This window comes from Salinivibrio socompensis S35 (assembly GCF_000513715.1).
GTDB lineage: Bacteria > Pseudomonadota > Gammaproteobacteria > Enterobacterales > Vibrionaceae > Salinivibrio > Salinivibrio socompensis.
Window position 1 is genome coordinate 1 of sequence record NZ_AQOD01000102.1, and the last position, 16,094, is coordinate 16,094.

The window sequence follows — 16,094 nt, forward strand, 5'->3', positions numbered from 1 at the left end:
TTTAATTATCAAAGCAGATATGCGTAAGACTATGATAAAAAACATCAAGCCCTGACCTCACGGTCGGGGCTTTTTTATGGTTTTAAAACCTGGACGAGAAGTCTATGAAGCCCTGGCCTGACGGTCAGGGCTTTTTTATTTAAGTCAGTTTGCGATGATGAATCTGGCTGCCAGATGCAGCCAGTTCGTATGAGATTAACTACTGTATTTTATACGCTTGATAGACCGCGAAACGTCGGGTTTTAGCGAGAGTGTCGCATTGTCCGAGACTGTCTTTGATAATCGGTGGATAACGTAAAAAGCTGTTGGCCACAATAATCAGCTGGCCGCCCATGGTTAGGTGAGAGGGGACGTTACGCAACAAGGATTCAGTCGGGGAATAACGCGTTTCTAGCCCTTCATGGAAAGGGGGATTGCTAATGATGGTATCAAACTTTGCCTCGACGGCATCAAGCATATCGGAAGACAATACTTGCCCCTCTAAGCCGTTGATTGCGAGTGTGGCTTGGCTAGATGTAATTGCTAGATAGTTGACATCACAAGCGTCACTTGGCAATCAGGGTGAGTGGCGAGGATATAGCTCCCAATCACGCCCGCCCCGCAACCTATATCTAAAATGTTTCCCTTAATCGACGGGAGATGACGAAGCAGTAATTCGGTGCCATCATCTAAGCTTTTTTGGCTAAACACACCAGGCAACGCACGGATCGTTAGTGATGTGTTGCCGATGGTTAATGGATAATCGGTAAACCAGTCTTCCAACGAAAAAGAGCTTGCCGGGGTGTAGCAGGTGCCGTAATACATACTGCAGCGCCGCGCAGCGTCATGTTTACTGATGGGGCCGTAGGGAGCGAAGCGCTTTTCAATGCTTTTTATCCCACTACGATTTTCGCCAACCACCATCCAATCAACGCCTTTTCCCAATGTATGGGTCAACATCGCGAGTAAGTAATCGGCTTCCGCTTTTGCTTTGGGCCAATAAAATAGCACGATATCAATGTGTTGATCGATCTCTAGGGTAGCGCCTGCATGAACAGTAATCGATGCTTTTTTCTGACGTGTGGCGAAACCGTGATGTGTCGTAAAGACAGTGACACTCGCGGCACGTTGCGATAATTGTTGGACAAAGTCATCTTCGAGCTTTCCCGCCAAAAGTAGGTGTTTGTTGTCAAACAACGAAAGGTGACGCTGAGCAATTTCACTGGGAGCCGTGAGGGTCATGTTTGTTCTCTTTGCATTATCGACGGTGGTAAAGCGCGCCGACATAACCTGGCGCATTGGGAGCCGGATTTTCCCATAAAGCATGCACCAGGCCAATCTTTAACGCATTACGCATTGTCTTGGCGATCAAGAAAATGTTCAAACTCGAATTCATACATCCGGAATAATACCAAGGTCAGCGAAAAGATAATCGGGCCGTAAATCAGTCCCATTAAGCCAAAGAGGTGTAAGCCTCCCAATAGTGAGAAAAAGATAAGCAGGGTGTTCATGCCGGAGTTCCCTTGCATCAGGAAAGGACGCAGTATGTTATCAATGGAGCCGACCACCACCACGCTCCATACCAGGAGTGCGAGTGCCCACTGCCAATCACCCATCACGGCGAGATACAATACTGTCGGTAGCCAGATGAGTGCCGTCCCGACGACAGGGATAAAAGAGGCAAAGGCCATCATGGTGCCCCAAAACAGCGCCGGTAGGCCTACTGCCCACATGGCTAAGCCGCCAGCGGCCCCTTGTGCTAATGCGGTGAGGAATGAACCGAGTACGGCCGACTTGGCCACTTTCTCCACTTCATCGAGCAGTTGATCTTCTTGGCTGCGTGATAAAGGGATGACATGACGCAATGTCTGAATAATGTTGTCGTGATCGCGCAGTAAAAAAAACAGCACAAACAACATCAGCATAAAGGTGATAAAAAAGTCAGTGACATCACCGAGCACCCCAGAACTGAATTCAAGCATTTGGCCACTAAAAGAGGACATCCACGCCGCGAGCTTTTTGACGGTTTCTTGTGGATCGATGACATCAAACGGCAGCCACTGATTGGTAAAGTGCAAAGTCGATTGAATTTGCGGGTTATTGATCAGTTGTCTAGCGCCTCCGTTATTGAGCCATTCATAGCTGCGGGTAAAAAAGCTCACACCTTGTTCAATGATTGCACCGGCCACCACGGTCAGTGGAATAAAAATAATAAAAGTGATCAGAATACAGGAGAGCACTGAGGCCATATTCGGCCGCTGACCGATTTTTTCTTCGATGCGCTTGTGGACAGGGAAAAAAAGCAACGAGACGATAAAGGCGAGCACAATCGCGCCAATGTAGGGTTCGATAAGAAGGTAACAGGCATAAACAGCGATGATAAGGGCCGCGATTAAGGTCCAATGTTTCGGCTCAGCGCGAAATAACGGAGTCACAGGGGTATCCTTTTTAGCTTGTTGAGTGGTTAAGATCGCCTTATGGTTCACCTGGCATACAAGGCCCTAGAGCAGGCAAAGGCGCCTAAAGTATAGGCACCTTAACACACGGTTTGTTGCATTAGTCCGCTAAAAAAATGGCCAACAGATCATTGAGAAACAATTTACCTTTGGGCGTGATTTGCCAATGGGTGGTTGTTTCTGTAATCAAGCCTTGCTCACAGGCTTGAGAAATAGGCGCGGCGAGATGCGAGAGCGGCAGCCCGGTATGACTGACAAAATCGGCTTTGGGGCAGGGTTCGAGCAAGCGAAAGCGGTTCATGAAAAACTCAAACCCAAGATCGGTATGTTTTACCCACTGGCTATCGGTGAGGTAGGCTTTATCGGGATCGAGATAACCTCGCGGATGCTTCACCTTGACAGTGCGTAGTAAACGAAGTTGTTCACCGTCCGGCAAGGTTAATTTGCCATGCGCCCCACAGCCGATCCCTAAATACTCTCCGCAAACGACCAGTACGTTGAGGTTATGTGCACATTGGTGGCCTGGCAAGCTATAGGCGGAGGTCTCGTATTGTACATATCCCGCGTCGGTCAGTCGTTGATGGCCTTGATCAAAGATGTCCCATAAGGTGTCTTCTTCTGGCAGCGTGGGAGGTTTGGAATAAAACTGAGTATTGGGCTCGATAGTTAGTTGATACCAAGAAATATGCGGGGGCTTCAAGGCAATGGCTTGATCCAAATCGCTGAGCGCTTCTTGTTCGGACTGATCGGGTAAACCATGCATTAGATCGAGATTAAAGCTCGTCAGTCCCGCTTGGTGGGCAAGGTGAGCAGCCCGCTCTGCCTCGCCAGGACCATGAATACGACCTAAGCGGGTAAGTTTGTCGGCAGAAAAGCTTTGTACGCCAATGGATATGCGGGTCACGCCAGCTTGACGATAACCAATAAATTTATCGGCTTCAACGGTGCCTGGGTTGGCCTCCATGGTGACTTCCATATTGTCGCTGGGGGTCAGTCGCGCATTGACCCCAGAGAGCAAACGATCAATCTGTGCGGGAGACATCAGGCTTGGTGTGCCGCCACCGATAAAAATAGAGTGCAATGGACGCGTTACCATTGAAGGATAAGCGGCCAGATCGGTGTCGAGATCGTCGAGCAGCGCATCGATATAATCGTCTTCTGGGATCGCCCCTTTTTGAGTGTGCGAGTTAAAGTCACAATACGGGCATTTTTGTACACACCACGGGATGTGTACATACAAACTTAATGGGATCATGGGTTATTGCGACGCTTTTAAGGCTTGGAATAAGGCGTTGAGGGCTTGACCGCGATGTGAGCGTTGTTTTTTCTCTGACGCAGGCATTTCTGCGGCGGTGCATTGCTGATCATGAGGCAAAAACACGGGATCGTAGCCAAAGCCGTTGTCACCTTGTGGTGCATGCGCTATCTGACCTTCCCAAACACCATGACAGACCAGTGGCGTTGGATCGTTGGCATGGCGCATATACACTAACACGCAATGAAAACGTGCTTGGCGTGCATCCGTGTCTGTATCATGCATCGCTTCAAGCAGCTTGGCGACATTATCGGCATCTTTGGCATCATCGCCAGCATAGCGGGCAGAATAAACCCCAGGCGCACCTTTTAACGCATCCACTTCAAGGCCAGAATCATCGGCAATGGCGGGAAGCCCAGTCAGTTTTGCCGCGTGGCGGGCTTTAATGATGGCATTTTCAATAAACGTGGTCCCTGTTTCGTCAGCTTCTGTCACCGCAAAATCACTTTGCGGTAGGACCTCAAAACCAAATTCGCCGAGTAGCCCGGCCATCTCTTTGACTTTGCCTGCATTGCCGGTTGCCAGCACAACTTTATTCATGTCGGTTACCTATTGTGTGTCACCCCTTTTCAGGGCGTGTCGACGTAAAACGTGTAATTGTAATTGAAGGAAGCACTGCGGTTACCCGCTGCGTTGAGATCAATGTGAAAGCGATAGGTTTCTTCATCATCCGCGGCAAAGGTCGCAATGTAATAAATCGCATCGCCCTCGCGGATCTCGGTAAAGTTGAGTTCACGAGTGTTACCGACCAAGTTTTTGACTTGGCCTTGGACCTCGGCGGCAATCGCCGGCTTTCCAAGCTGCATGGTGTCGAGAACCGCGATATTGACCAGCCCACGGTAGCCGCTGCGGGTAATATCATATTGCTTCGCGATGTTAGGGGTTAAAAACGCCGTTGATAAGGTGTTGTAGTGCACCTCTAATTCGCCGACTTCTTTAAACTGGCCCGCCCAAGCTGGGGTCATGACCATGCCACACAGGCTAATCATCAAAGCAATGAGGTTACGCATAATCTATCCTTGTTATGATCACGTGAGCGTACTGGAACCAGTACGCATGAGCGCCTCAGCCCGATCTTTGTCAGGATGAGGCGCTTATCCCTTATAGGGCATACCAAACTGGGCCGACCAAATCGCCAATTAACATATTAATAAATTGTAACGCGATAAAGATCACCAAAATACTGAGATCCAGTCCACCGATAGGGGGGAGGATGCGACGCACTGGGGCGCAAACCGGTTCGGTTAATTGATGAAACACATGCTCAACCGGGTTATTACCTTGGCTGACCCAGCTGAGGATGGCGCGTAGAATCAGCACCCAGAATAGGAGTTTACCGGCCGCTTTAAGCAGTGCGATGGCAGAAAATAGGAACATTCCTGAACTCATTGCCAATGGATTGCCGGCGACTAAATCCAGTGCCACAAATTTAGCGACCATCAGCAGATAAGCAAAGAGGACGGTCGCGAGATCGAGCCCCCCGAGTGCTGGCACCATCCGACGCAGCGGGCCCACAACGGGTTGGGTCGCCTTCACCACAAATTGAGAGAACGGGTTATAAAAATCGGCCCGGGACCACTGTAGCCATACACGGAGTAACACCACCATGATGTAGAGATCAAACGCGGTGTTGATCAGAAAGGTCATTGCATTCATATCGTCGCCTTAGTGATTAAAATTCTTGTTCCATTTGCTCAGCACGGCTCACCGCCGCTTGCATGGCCTGTGCTACTATATCGCTAATATTGTGCTGGTCGAAGACCCGCAACGCTTCTGCAGTGGTTCCCCCTTTTGAGGTCACCTGCTCGCGGAGCTCGCCAATCGTAGTGTCTGCATTTGCGGCCACCATCTCTGCCGCTCCTAATGCGGCTTGCTGTACCAACGCCCTGGCTTGCTGGTCAGTAAAGCCTTGGCGAATGGCTTCTTGCTGCATGGCTTCCATAAAGCGGAAAAAATAGGCCGGCGCACTGCCTGCCGCCGCAATCACACCATTAATACTCGCCTCGTCATCGACCCAGCAGACATCACCCACTGCTTTCATCAGCGCTGAGGCATAGTCTTGATCAGGTTGCGTCACGCCTGGTGATGCGTAAAGACCACTCATGCCTTTACCCACCAGCGAAGGCGTATTCGGCATCACGCGCACCAAGTTGAGTGACGTGCCAGCCATCTGATTAAGACGCGTAACATTGATGCCAGCGGCTATCGAGATCACCATTTTCGACGACCAGTCAACCGCTGGCAAGTCGCTTAATACCTTTGCCATTAATTGAGGTTTGACCGCTAGAACGATCACATCCGCCTGTTGGCAAGCGTGAAGGTTATCCGTCGTGGTCTGGATCCCATATTGCATTGTCAGCACATCGTGTGGATGCGCGCTGGGGGACGCGGCGGTAATGGCAGAGGCTGGATATCCCGCAGCCACTAATCCGGCAATGATTGAGCGAGCCATGTTGCCAGCCCCAATAAAGGTGAGAGGGCGATGTTCCATCAATTCGGTTCCTGTTGTTCTCGTATACTGTGTGGGTTGTTATGGATAATTGCGTGCGCCGAACACGGCGGTGCCGATTCTTACCATGGTGCTACCACATGCGATCGCTGCGTCCATATCCCCGCTCATGCCCATCGATAGGGTATCAAACATTGGCGTGTGTGTGCGGAGCGAATCAAACGCGGTCGCTAAAGGCTCAAACGCGGCACATTGGCGCTGATAATCTGTTTCTGGTTGAGGGATTGACATTAACCCTCGCACAGTAAGATTGGGCAAGGTGTGTATGGATTCAATCAGATCCATGGCGTCATCCAGTGTTATCCCTGATTTAGACGCCTCGCCGCTGGTATTCACTTGCACTAAAACATTCAGTGGTGGCAAGTGCGCGGGGCGTTGCTCACTCAGACGTTTTGCAATTTTTAACCGATCAACCGAGTGGATCCAATCAAAGTGACTGGCGATTAAACGCGTCTTGTTTGACTGAATCGGGCCAATAAAGTGCCACTCAATCCTTGCATTTGGGTGATGCGTGGCAAAGTAATCCACTTTTTCCACACCTTCCTGCACGTAGTTTTCGCCAAATGCGGTTTGACCCGCTGCGATTGCTTCTGCGATCGCCTCGATAGGTTTGGTTTTACTGACCGCAAGTAACTGCACTGAATGATCGGGTCGGCCGCATTTTTGTGTTGCTTGGTCTATTTGTTCCCTGACCTGTTGAATATTCTGCTTAATATTACACATACCTGATTCTGCGAGGAAAATGAATGGAAATTACTGAGCTATTGGCCTTTAGTGTAAAGCATCGCGCGTCAGATCTACATCTTTCTGCTGGGGTGCCGCCTATGGTGCGGGTAGATGGCGATGTGCGCAAGCTCAGTCTACCCGTGCAAAGCCATCAAGTGGTCGAGCAATTAATTACCGAGGTGATGAACCCGGTTCAGCAACAAACATTTACGACCGAATGGGAAGTGGACTTTTCGTTTGAGCTGGCTTCGGTTGGCCGATTTCGGGTGAACGCGTTTCAACAGCAACATGGATGCGCGGCCGTATTTCGGGTGATCCCTGAGGGTGTGCCGACACTGGAAACTTTAAACGCCCCTTCTGTTTTCACGGAACTCGCTTCCCTCACTCAGGGGTTGGTATTGGTGACAGGGCCAACGGGGTCGGGCAAATCCACCACGCTGGCAGCGATGATTGAACATATTAACCGTCATCAGCAAAAGCATATTCTCACCATTGAAGACCCGATTGAGTTTATCCATCCGCAGCAACAAAGCTTGGTGAACCAGCGGGAAGTGAATCGTGATACACAATCATTTCAAAATGCGTTGCGTTCGGCGTTGCGGGAGGATCCTGATGTGATTTTGGTGGGTGAGTTAAGAGATTTAGAAACCATCAGTTTGGCGCTGACGGCCGCAGAAACCGGTCATCTGGTCTTTGCCACGTTACATACCGCGAGTGCGGCAAAAAGCGTTGACCGGATTATCGATGTGTTTCCAGGGAATGATAAGCCCTTAGTCCGTTCGATGTTGTCGGCCTCCTTACAGGCGGTGGTGTCGCAACAATTGGTCAAAAATATGCAAGGTCGGCGAGTCGCAGCGTATGAAATCATGAAAGTCACTCCTGCTATTGCGAACCTTATCCGTGAAGACAAGGTGGCGCAGATGACCTCTATGATTCAAACAGGCGCCAGCCACGGCATGCAAACCATGGAACAAGCCATGACGCGGCTCGCTGACCAAGGGATCATTCCGGCGACTCGAACGGCTCAGCGTATTGGCGCTCAAACCAGCTTTCAATGATCACAACGGCGGATTGAGCGTCGACCGCCCCTTTGCCCAAGGCTTTGTAGCCACCTTGCTCGAAAAGCGCGGATCGGGCTTCTCGGGTAGACAGGCGCTCATCGTGTAACGAGACCGGGTAACCAAAGCGACCATGTAACCGATTGGCAAATTTCTTCGCTCTCGGTGTGATGGTCTCGAGTGGCGCGCCTTGTAAGTCCAACGGCAGCCCAACCACTAAATAATCGGGTTGCCATTCTTTTAATAAGGCGTCAATGTTATCCCAGTTGGGAATCCCATCGCGCGCTTTTAACGCGCATAAAGGGCGAGCGGTACCGGTTAACGACTGGCCAATGGCAACGCCAATGCTCTTTACCCCGTAATCAAAACCCATCACGGTTTGTGCGTTCATGCGTGTCCTACTTGTGAAGAAAGGTTGGCGGCGTCAATGCCGAGCTGGTCGAGTGCTTTTTGCCAACGTTGGTTAACAGGCGTATCAAAAATGACTTTAGGATCGGCCTCCAACGTTAGCCAGCTGTTTTCAGCTAACTCTTGCTCAAGCTGCCCGGCCTCCCAGCCTGCGTAACCCAACGCTACCACAAACTGTTCCGGTTGTTGCTCAGTGCCGAGAATCGACAAAATATCTTTTGAGGTAGTCACGGCTAATTGATCCGATAAGGGTACACTGGTGCCATACGAACAATTAGCAGGGTGAAGCACAAACCCTCGGTCTTCAGACACTGGCCCGCCAAATAAAACGGATTGAGTCAGGCTTTCTGTTGTATCGGAGAGCGGCAAGTCGCGCGCCACGTCAATTTGATCCAGCATTTTGCCTACGGATAAGTTAATAGGGTGATTGATCATTAATCCCATGGCGCCGTCATGGTTATGCTCACACACGTAGATAACACCCTGTTGAAAACGGCTATCGGCCATGCTCGGCATTGCGATTAAAAAGTGATTTTTCAGATCCATATCGCCGTCTCCTATTTGTGCGCTCACGTTAAGTGTGCGCAAAAAGTGTGTTTTTGGGTAATAATAGAGGCGCAATGCGCCTCTATTTTATTGGCAGCGCTTGGCGATCGCTTCCATCAAAATGTCTCCAACGGAAATGTCATAGGCGGCATCAATCTCGCGGATACAGGTTGGGCTGGTGACATTGATTTCTGTGAGTTTATCGCCGATCACATCGAGTCCAACGAATATCAGCCCTTTTTCTTTCAACGTCGGGGCGATTGCGCGTGCGATTGCCCAATCAGTTTCTGATAAGGGACGTGCCTCACCCCGACCGCCAGCGGCAAGGTTACCGCGTGTCTCGCCTTCTGCCGGGATGCGGGCCAAACAGTAAGGAATCGGTTCGCCGTCCACAATCAGAATACGCTTGTCACCGTTACTGATGTCAGGGACGAACGTTTGTGCCATGCAAAAACGTTGGCCATGCTCGGTGAGTGTTTCAATGATCACGCCAAGATTAGGGTCGCTTTGCTTCACTCGGAAAATAGAGGCGCCGCCCATGCCATCGAGTGGTTTTAAAATGACGTCACCATGTTCAGCCTGAAAGGATCGGATTTCGTCAGCCCGTCGCGTGACCAAGGTGGTGGGCGTATGTTCTGGGAACCACGCGGTATACAGCTTTTCGTTACAGTCACGCAAGCTTTGCGGCTTGTTCACAATTAAAACGCCGGCTTCTTCGGCACGCTCGAGCATGTAGGTCGCATAGATATATTCGGTATCAAAGGGCGGATCTTTTCGCATCAAGATCGCATCAAATTCGCGCAGCGGGAGAGTTTGCGTTTGGTGAATCTGATACCAGTGGTTGGGATCATCTATGACACTCACGGTTTGGGTGCGAGCACTCGGTTCACCCTGCAGCATCGACATATCGTTCATCGAAATCGTATGTATTTCCCAGCCGCGTTGTTGTGCCGCCAACATCATGGCAAACGTGGAGTCTTTTTTCACACTGATGGCCTCAATGGGATCCATCACCACACCTATTTTCATCATGTTTCTCCTGTTTGCCGATTAACCGAGGTCACCAAAACGTACCTGCAGCGCCGTAATGGCTGTCAATGCCGCGGTTTCGGTACGCAGGACCCGTGGGCCCAATAAAATTTCTTCAAAACCATGGTCACGTGTCATGGCTATTTCTTCGTCTGATAACCCACCTTCCGGCCCAATCAGCAAGCGTAGCTTGGAAGGGGCGTCAGGCAGCGTATTGATGGAATATGGTGCGCGAGGATGCAAGTTGAGCCTCAGTCCATCAAATGCCTGCTGGCACCAGGTGTCTAAATTGATCACCGGGTTGATGATAGGGACGACATTGCGTCCACTTTGCTCGCAGGCACCGATGGCGATCTTTTGCCATTGTTGGCGTTTTTTCTCGAGCCGTTCGGCGTTAAGTTTGACGCCACATCGCGCAGACAACAGCGGTGTGATGGTATTGACTCCTAACTCGACCGATTTTTGAATGGTAAATTCCATCTTCTCACCACGAGATATAACCTGGCCCAGTTCGAAATCTAATGGCGATTCAACCCCCACGTCTTCGCGGGCCGTGATGGCGGCGGTGACATGTTTCTTACTGATTTGCGTCAAGGTGGCGCGAAACTGTGCCCCATGACCATCAAAAAGTAGAATTGGTTGTTCTACTTGCATTCTTAATACGCGGCCTAGGTGATTCGCCGCTTCATCGCTTAAGGTCACCGTGCCTTGAGAAGGTAAAGGCACCGGATGATAAATTCGGGGAATTCGCATGGTGTTCGCTTTCCATTATCAATCAGCCTCCAGTGTAACATGGCTACCGGTGGCGATACGTGGTGCGTGAATAGGGAATCTGCCCATAATATGGGGGCGGTGAACGGAAAAGCAAATAGCTAGATTGGTATCAGTATTTGTTGGCATTGCTTGCACCGATAGGTTGCTTGACCTCGCTGGACTTTATGATGCCGTCGTACTGTCAAGGCCACGGGTCCACATCGGCACTGATACGGGAAGGTTTTCCCTTGTACCGTCGTGATATCCAGCCGGTGGGTCGTGTTCGCAGGAGCATTAAACAGGTTGGTCATCAGGTCGCGCCATTCTGGGCCATGAGGTTTGACGCGTCCATGCAGAGCAAAAGCCACTAAATGACACACTTCGTGTGGGATCACCTCATGCAAAAAATCGTCGGTGGCTTGTTGGAGTAATATTGGGTTAAAGCGTAAGCGCCACTCTGTTGGGTGAGCGGTGCCAGCGGCTCGGCCCCGCAAAGTGAAGCCAACCTGGGGGTAAACCAGTTGAAGGCCCAATTGCAGATTGGCGCTATCAATACAGGCATGAACGCGGTCGGTGACTGTTTTTATTAAGGTGTCGGAAAGAGAAGGCATCAGTTCGGCTCAAGCAGCAATTAAAAAAGGGAAGCCGACGCTTCCCTTTGCAAAAAGTGAATCAGACCAGATTAACCAAGTTTGGCAAACTCACGCAATACATCGGCTTTGTCGGTCTTCTCCCACGGGAAGATCTCACGACCAAAATGACCATACGCGGCGGTTTGCTTATAAATAGGTTGTAGCAAGTCGAGCATTTCTTGCAGGCCGTAAGGGCGCAAGTCGAAGTGCTCACGTACCGCCTTAATGATCACCTCAGGTGCCACTTTTTCGGTACCAAAGGTTTCCACCATGATGGAGGTGGGCTCCGCGACGCCAATGGCATAAGACAATTGAATCTCACAGCGGTCAGCCAAGCCAGCTGCGACGATGTTTTTCGCCACATAGCGGGCTGCGTAAGCCGCAGAGCGATCCACTTTTGAGGGATCTTTGCCCGAGAAAGCCCCGCCACCGTGACGGGCTGCCCCGCCATAGGTGTCAACAATGATCTTACGGCCAGTTAACCCACAATCTCCCATTGGACCACCAATCACAAAGCGGCCAGTTGGGTTGATGAAGTACTTGGTGTCTTTGGTCAGCCACTCTGCGGGTAATACCGGCTTGATAATTTCTTCCATGACCGCTTCGCGCAGATCGTCGGTTGAGATGCTGTCGCAGTGTTGCGTTGAGAGCACAACGGCATCAATACCCGCGATTTTATCGTTGTCGTAGGCGAACGTAACCTGGCTTTTTGCATCAGGCGCAGCCAATCTAAGGTGCCATCTTTACGTACTTGCGCCTGACGCTCGACCAAACGGTGTGAGTAAGTGATAGGAGCTGGCATCAGCACATTGGTTTCATTGGTGGCAAAACCAAACATGATACCTTGGTCTCCAGCACCTTGATCTTTCGGATCGGCTCGGTCGACACCTTGGTTAATGTCAGGCGATTGCTTGCCAATGGTATTCAATACTGCACAAGAATTGGCATCAAACCCCATGTCCGAGTGTACGTAACCAATATCGCGCACGGTTTGGCGAGTGAGCTCTTCAATATCGACCCAGGCAGAGGTTGTTACTTCCCCACCTACCATGACCATACCGGTCTTTACATAGGTTTCGCAGGCAACGCGCGCTTTGGGATCTTGCTCAAGAATAGCATCCAAGACCGCATCAGAAATCTGATCGGCGATTTTATCAGGATGGCCTTCAGAGACGGACTCTGAGGTAAACAGGTGCTTAGCCATGTGACACTCTCATTGGTTATCAAGAATATCGACGATACGTAGTTATCAGTCTCGCCGAACATCTCGGATGGATTAACTGCTAGACGTCTATTTTATTCGCCAATATGATAAATGCAAGTCAGTTGATGCACAAGGGCGTGTCTCTAGGTATCGCAAAAACGTCTATGTATCGTGTCGAACTAGGTAACGGCCTGAGGCGAACTCGCCGGTTGCCAGTGTGCTGGAGCGGCTTCTTGTAGCCAATACTTGAGTGATTCGACACGCAGAGGAAGGCGGCCAGCGCTGCAATAAAGGCGCAACGGAACAGGCGCTGAGTGCCATTGAGGTAAACACCGCATAATTTTATCCGGATGGTGCTGTTGATAGCCAGCCGCGCTCCAAATCGGTAGGAGTCCGACGCCCTGTCCATTCGCAATCGCATCTAATTGAATCGCTATCATATCGCAATTAAAGCGGCTTGGCATGGCGCTTAAGTGATAGGTTTTATCGTGATTATAGAGCGTCAACCCTTGTCGTCGCAGGGCAAAGACATCTAGCCACGGATGGCCGTCCAACGCGCGTGGATGCGTGAAGGGAGCATGTTGCGCCACGTAGTGTGGTGCAGCGTAAATACCATACTGCCACTGTCCTAGCGTATCAGCGCGACAGTTCATCGGCAGCATGATATCGCCTGCCCAAATAATAAGATCAGCCGATTGGATACGCGGCGCGCTCACCTCACTGGTTAATGTAATGGACACCTTGGGGTGCTCAGCTAAAAACGCATTAATCGATGGCCCAGCCCATCCACGCATCATGCCTGGGTGGCAAATCACGTCAATCGGACCTTGAAGGTGATTATTTAACCCCTGTATCGCTTCTTCACTCTCCTCTGCTAAATCGAGCATTTGTTGGCAGTAGTGAGAGAAAATCTCCCCCGCTTTGGTTAACACTAGCCGGTTTCCTTGTCGTTGTGTCAGTGATTGCCCCATATCTGTCTCGAGTTGGGCTAAGCGGCGACTGATTGTCGATTTAGGCTGCCCGAGTGCTTTTGCCGCCGCTGTGAGGCTTTGATGATGACATAACGCAACAAATGCACGAATTGAGGAGAAGTCCTGCATAACGGTCCTTTTTCACTCCGGTGAAGATCCACATCAGTGGTTCGGTATGATGATCACAGCCTCGTTCTATAACTGGAACGAGGTGTTCCTGTTTTGTCCCTATGCGCCCGCACCTAACTGTGAATAATTATCACTTAACAAATAATAATCATTATCACAAAATGGAGTTGATTATGTCCAGTTGTCTTCGTCCCGTTGTTCTCGGATGGTATTAGCCGGTATGCCTGTGAGTGCCATTCATGCGGCAGAAGCGGGCGATCAAAATACGGAATCCATGGTGATCACAGCGTCAGGGTTTGAACAAGCCACGGCAAAGGCGCCAGCGAGTATCAGTGTGATTAGCCGTGATCAACTTGAAGATCGTTATTATCGCGATGTCACGGATGCATTAAAACGTATTCCTGGCGTGGTAGTGACCGGAGGTGGTGATACCACGGACATAAGCATTCGCGGGATGGGCTCAAAATATACCCTGATGCTGGTGGATGGAAAACGTACCACGAGTCGCGAAACACGCCCGAACAGCGACGGGCCTGGCATTGAGCAAGGTTGGTTACCGCCGCTACAAGCGATTGAACGCATAGAGGTGATTCGGGGGCCGATGTCGACCTTGTATGGCTCTGACGCCATTGGAGGGGTGATCAATATCATTACCCGTCGTGATCAGCACGAATGGCATGGCAACGTGCAATTAAGCACCTTGCTACAAGAAAAACGGGCATCAGGCGACGAGCAAAGCGCCAATTTTTACCTTTCTGGCGCCTTAAGCGATAAGCTAGGGATGACGGTATCGGGTCAAAATGTTCAACGCCAAGAAGACGATATTACCTTTGGTTACGAGGACAAATCTTTACGTAGTCTTTCTACCTCGTTGACTTACAATGCAAGCGACTTTCAACAGTGGACCTTGGACTTGGGCGCCAGCTCGCAAGAAAGAAATGGCCACATGGGCAAAACCGTACCCACGGATGATAGCCAGTGTCGAGGCAGTTGTGAAAACAGCAATAATGAATATCGGCGGCAATCGATAGCCCTCGGGCATGAAGGGCATTGGACGTGGGGCTGGTCAGATTCGCACTTGCAGTACGAGCAAAGCCGTAATAAAAGTCGTGAGATGACGATTAAGAACACCGAGTTTAAAACCCGTCTTATTCGTGATTTTGAAACACACACTTTGACTGTCGGCGGTTCGGTGAACAAAGCGAAGTTGGAAGATTTTTCTTCTAACCAAGCATCGAGCCAAACTGACATTGACAATACTCAGGCCGCCTTGTTTGTGGAGGATGAATGGCGTGTGACTGACCCGTTCAGCGTGACGCTAGGCTTGCGTGTTGATCATGATGAAAACTATGATTATCACGCCAGTCCACGCTTGTATGGTGTTTATCAGCTCACCGATAGCTGGATCGTGAAAGGTGGGGTCGCCACCGGATTTCGCTCGCCACAACTGCGAGAAATTGCCCCGAATTGGGCACAAGTCAGCCGAGGAGGGAATATTTATGGCAACCCTGATCTCGAGCCCGAAACCTCCATTAACTCAGAACTAAGCATCAACTATCAAGGCGATAACGGCGTCACTGGTTCTTTGACCGCCTTCCATAATGATTTTGATGACAAGATCACACGTGTGACCTGTCCAGAATCAACCTGTCCGCCTACTGTCGGTAAAGACAAAGATGGAAACCTACAAACTAAACCGTCCACTACTCGGATTAACGTTGACGAAGCGGTCACTCAAGGGGTTGAAGCCAGTGTTTTCGTGCCGGTCACGGAGACGGTCGATGTGAGTGCCAGCTATACTTACACTGACTCGGAGCAAAAAACCGGTGATTATAAGGGGCAACCCTTAACTCAAATCCCCCAGCAGCTCGCGTATGGGGAAGTGAATTGGCAAGCTACGGAACAACTGCGCCCATGGCTCAGCGCCACGTATCGCGGTAAAGAAATGGACCCTGTCACCGGCCCATCATCGCGCAGCAATATTGAACCTGGGTATACCATGGTGGATACAGGGGCGAACTATCAACTGACCGAGTCGATTGAGCTTCAAGGTGCCATTTATAACTTGTTCGATAACACGCTTGAGTACGACGATTATGGTTATATCACTGATGAGCGTCGTTACTGGTTGGGGATGAATATCCACTTTTAAGTGCTGATACAATGATCGTGTGTGTTTTTTCATGAGTCAGTTGATACAGCGATAACACTGCCGCGCCGTCTTGGTATTCGAAGATCGCCAGACGGGCGTTTTTCGCGGCGTTTTATCCACGAGGAGCGTGAGAAGGCTCACACAACACGTGCGTCTTTTACGTGCTTGAGATACACTATGTGTCATCGTTAAACGAGCACCGATGGACATGGCATTAAGAGTCGCAA

General features: G+C 50.4%; 15 protein-coding genes and 2 pseudogenes. 2 read left to right on the plus strand and 15 right to left on the minus strand.

What is annotated here, in order from left to right; translation table 11 throughout:
• Nucleotides 1–199: 199 nt before the first annotated feature.
• The 8 genes and pseudogenes from rsmC to DZ54_RS0111455 all read right to left on the minus strand — a co-directional run bounded on the left by rsmC (nt 200) and on the right by DZ54_RS0111455 (nt 6,982).
• Nucleotides 200–1,221, minus strand: a pseudogene (gene rsmC / locus DZ54_RS21210) (16S rRNA (guanine(1207)-N(2))-methyltransferase RsmC).
• A 107-nt stretch (nt 1,222–1,328) separates the two neighbouring features.
• A complete protein-coding gene (locus DZ54_RS0111425) occupies nt 1,329–2,414 on the minus strand; it encodes an AI-2E family transporter (RefSeq protein ID WP_037354378.1) in 1,086 nt (361 codons plus the stop codon).
• A gap of 121 nt (nt 2,415–2,535) precedes the next feature.
• Complete coding sequence (gene hemW / locus DZ54_RS0111430) at nt 2,536–3,690, minus strand: radical SAM family heme chaperone HemW (RefSeq protein ID WP_025674216.1); 1,155 nt, start codon at nt 3,688–3,690, stop codon at nt 2,536–2,538.
• Nucleotides 3,691–3,693: 3 nt separating this feature from the next.
• Nucleotides 3,694–4,290: an RdgB/HAM1 family non-canonical purine NTP pyrophosphatase gene (rdgB, locus tag DZ54_RS0111435; RefSeq protein WP_025674218.1), complete on the minus strand. Its 597-nt coding sequence runs from the start codon at nt 4,288–4,290 to the stop codon at nt 3,694–3,696.
• Nucleotides 4,291–4,319: 29 nt separating this feature from the next.
• Nucleotides 4,320–4,760 carry a DUF4426 domain-containing protein gene (locus DZ54_RS0111440; RefSeq protein ID WP_051416013.1) on the minus strand — a complete coding sequence of 147 codons (441 nt, stop codon included), beginning with the start codon at nt 4,758–4,760 and terminating at the stop codon, nt 4,320–4,322.
• Nucleotides 4,761–4,851: 91 nt separating this feature from the next.
• The gene (locus DZ54_RS0111445) at nt 4,852–5,406 is read right to left on the minus strand and encodes a YggT family protein (protein ID WP_025674221.1); all 555 of its coding nucleotides are present in this window, start codon (nt 5,404–5,406) and stop codon (nt 4,852–4,854) included.
• A gap of 16 nt (nt 5,407–5,422) precedes the next feature.
• Nucleotides 5,423–6,241 carry a pyrroline-5-carboxylate reductase gene (proC, locus tag DZ54_RS0111450; protein ID WP_025674222.1) on the minus strand — a complete coding sequence of 273 codons (819 nt, stop codon included), beginning with the start codon at nt 6,239–6,241 and terminating at the stop codon, nt 5,423–5,425.
• Nucleotides 6,242–6,280: 39 nt separating this feature from the next.
• Nucleotides 6,281–6,982, minus strand: coding sequence for a YggS family pyridoxal phosphate-dependent enzyme (locus tag DZ54_RS0111455; RefSeq protein WP_025674223.1), 702 nt, complete (start codon nt 6,980–6,982; stop codon nt 6,281–6,283).
• 23 nt (nt 6,983–7,005) lie between these two features.
• Between DZ54_RS0111455 and DZ54_RS0111460 the strand changes: the two genes are divergently transcribed.
• The gene (locus DZ54_RS0111460; protein ID WP_025674224.1) at nt 7,006–8,043 is read left to right on the plus strand and encodes a type IV pilus twitching motility protein PilT; all 1,038 of its coding nucleotides are present in this window, start codon (nt 7,006–7,008) and stop codon (nt 8,041–8,043) included.
• Here the strand turns inward: DZ54_RS0111460 and ruvX are convergent.
• The 7 genes and pseudogenes from ruvX to DZ54_RS0111495 all read right to left on the minus strand — a co-directional run bounded on the left by ruvX (nt 7,988) and on the right by DZ54_RS0111495 (nt 13,715).
• Nucleotides 7,988–8,434: a Holliday junction resolvase RuvX gene (gene ruvX, locus DZ54_RS0111465; protein ID WP_025674225.1), complete on the minus strand. Its 447-nt coding sequence runs from the start codon at nt 8,432–8,434 to the stop codon at nt 7,988–7,990. The genes DZ54_RS0111460 and ruvX overlap by 56 nt on opposite strands.
• Nucleotides 8,431–8,997 carry a YqgE/AlgH family protein gene (locus tag DZ54_RS0111470; protein ID WP_025674226.1) on the minus strand — a complete coding sequence of 189 codons (567 nt, stop codon included), beginning with the start codon at nt 8,995–8,997 and terminating at the stop codon, nt 8,431–8,433. The genes ruvX and DZ54_RS0111470 overlap by 4 nt, the downstream gene beginning before the upstream one ends.
• An 87-nt stretch (nt 8,998–9,084) precedes the next feature.
• On the minus strand, nt 9,085–10,029 hold the full coding sequence (gene gshB / locus DZ54_RS25245) for a glutathione synthase (protein WP_025674227.1): 945 nt from the start codon (nt 10,027–10,029) through the stop codon (nt 9,085–9,087).
• Nucleotides 10,030–10,047: 18 nt separating this feature from the next.
• Nucleotides 10,048–10,779, minus strand: coding sequence for a 16S rRNA (uracil(1498)-N(3))-methyltransferase (gene rsmE / locus DZ54_RS25250; RefSeq protein WP_025674228.1), 732 nt, complete (start codon nt 10,777–10,779; stop codon nt 10,048–10,050).
• Between the two features lie 119 nt (nt 10,780–10,898).
• Nucleotides 10,899–11,390 carry a SprT family zinc-dependent metalloprotease gene (locus tag DZ54_RS0111485; RefSeq protein WP_025674229.1) on the minus strand — a complete coding sequence of 164 codons (492 nt, stop codon included), beginning with the start codon at nt 11,388–11,390 and terminating at the stop codon, nt 10,899–10,901.
• A gap of 71 nt (nt 11,391–11,461) precedes the next feature.
• A pseudogene (gene metK, locus DZ54_RS21215) lies at nt 11,462–12,615 on the minus strand (methionine adenosyltransferase).
• A gap of 179 nt (nt 12,616–12,794) precedes the next feature.
• Nucleotides 12,795–13,715 carry a LysR family transcriptional regulator gene (locus DZ54_RS0111495; RefSeq protein WP_025674230.1) on the minus strand — a complete coding sequence of 307 codons (921 nt, stop codon included), beginning with the start codon at nt 13,713–13,715 and terminating at the stop codon, nt 12,795–12,797.
• Between the two features lie 205 nt (nt 13,716–13,920).
• On the opposite strand from DZ54_RS0111495, the gene DZ54_RS0111500 reads away from it, so the two are divergent.
• On the plus strand, nt 13,921–15,867 hold the full coding sequence (locus DZ54_RS0111500) for a ligand-gated channel protein (protein WP_037354382.1): 1,947 nt from the start codon (nt 13,921–13,923) through the stop codon (nt 15,865–15,867).
• Nucleotides 15,868–16,094: the final 227 nt, after the last annotated feature.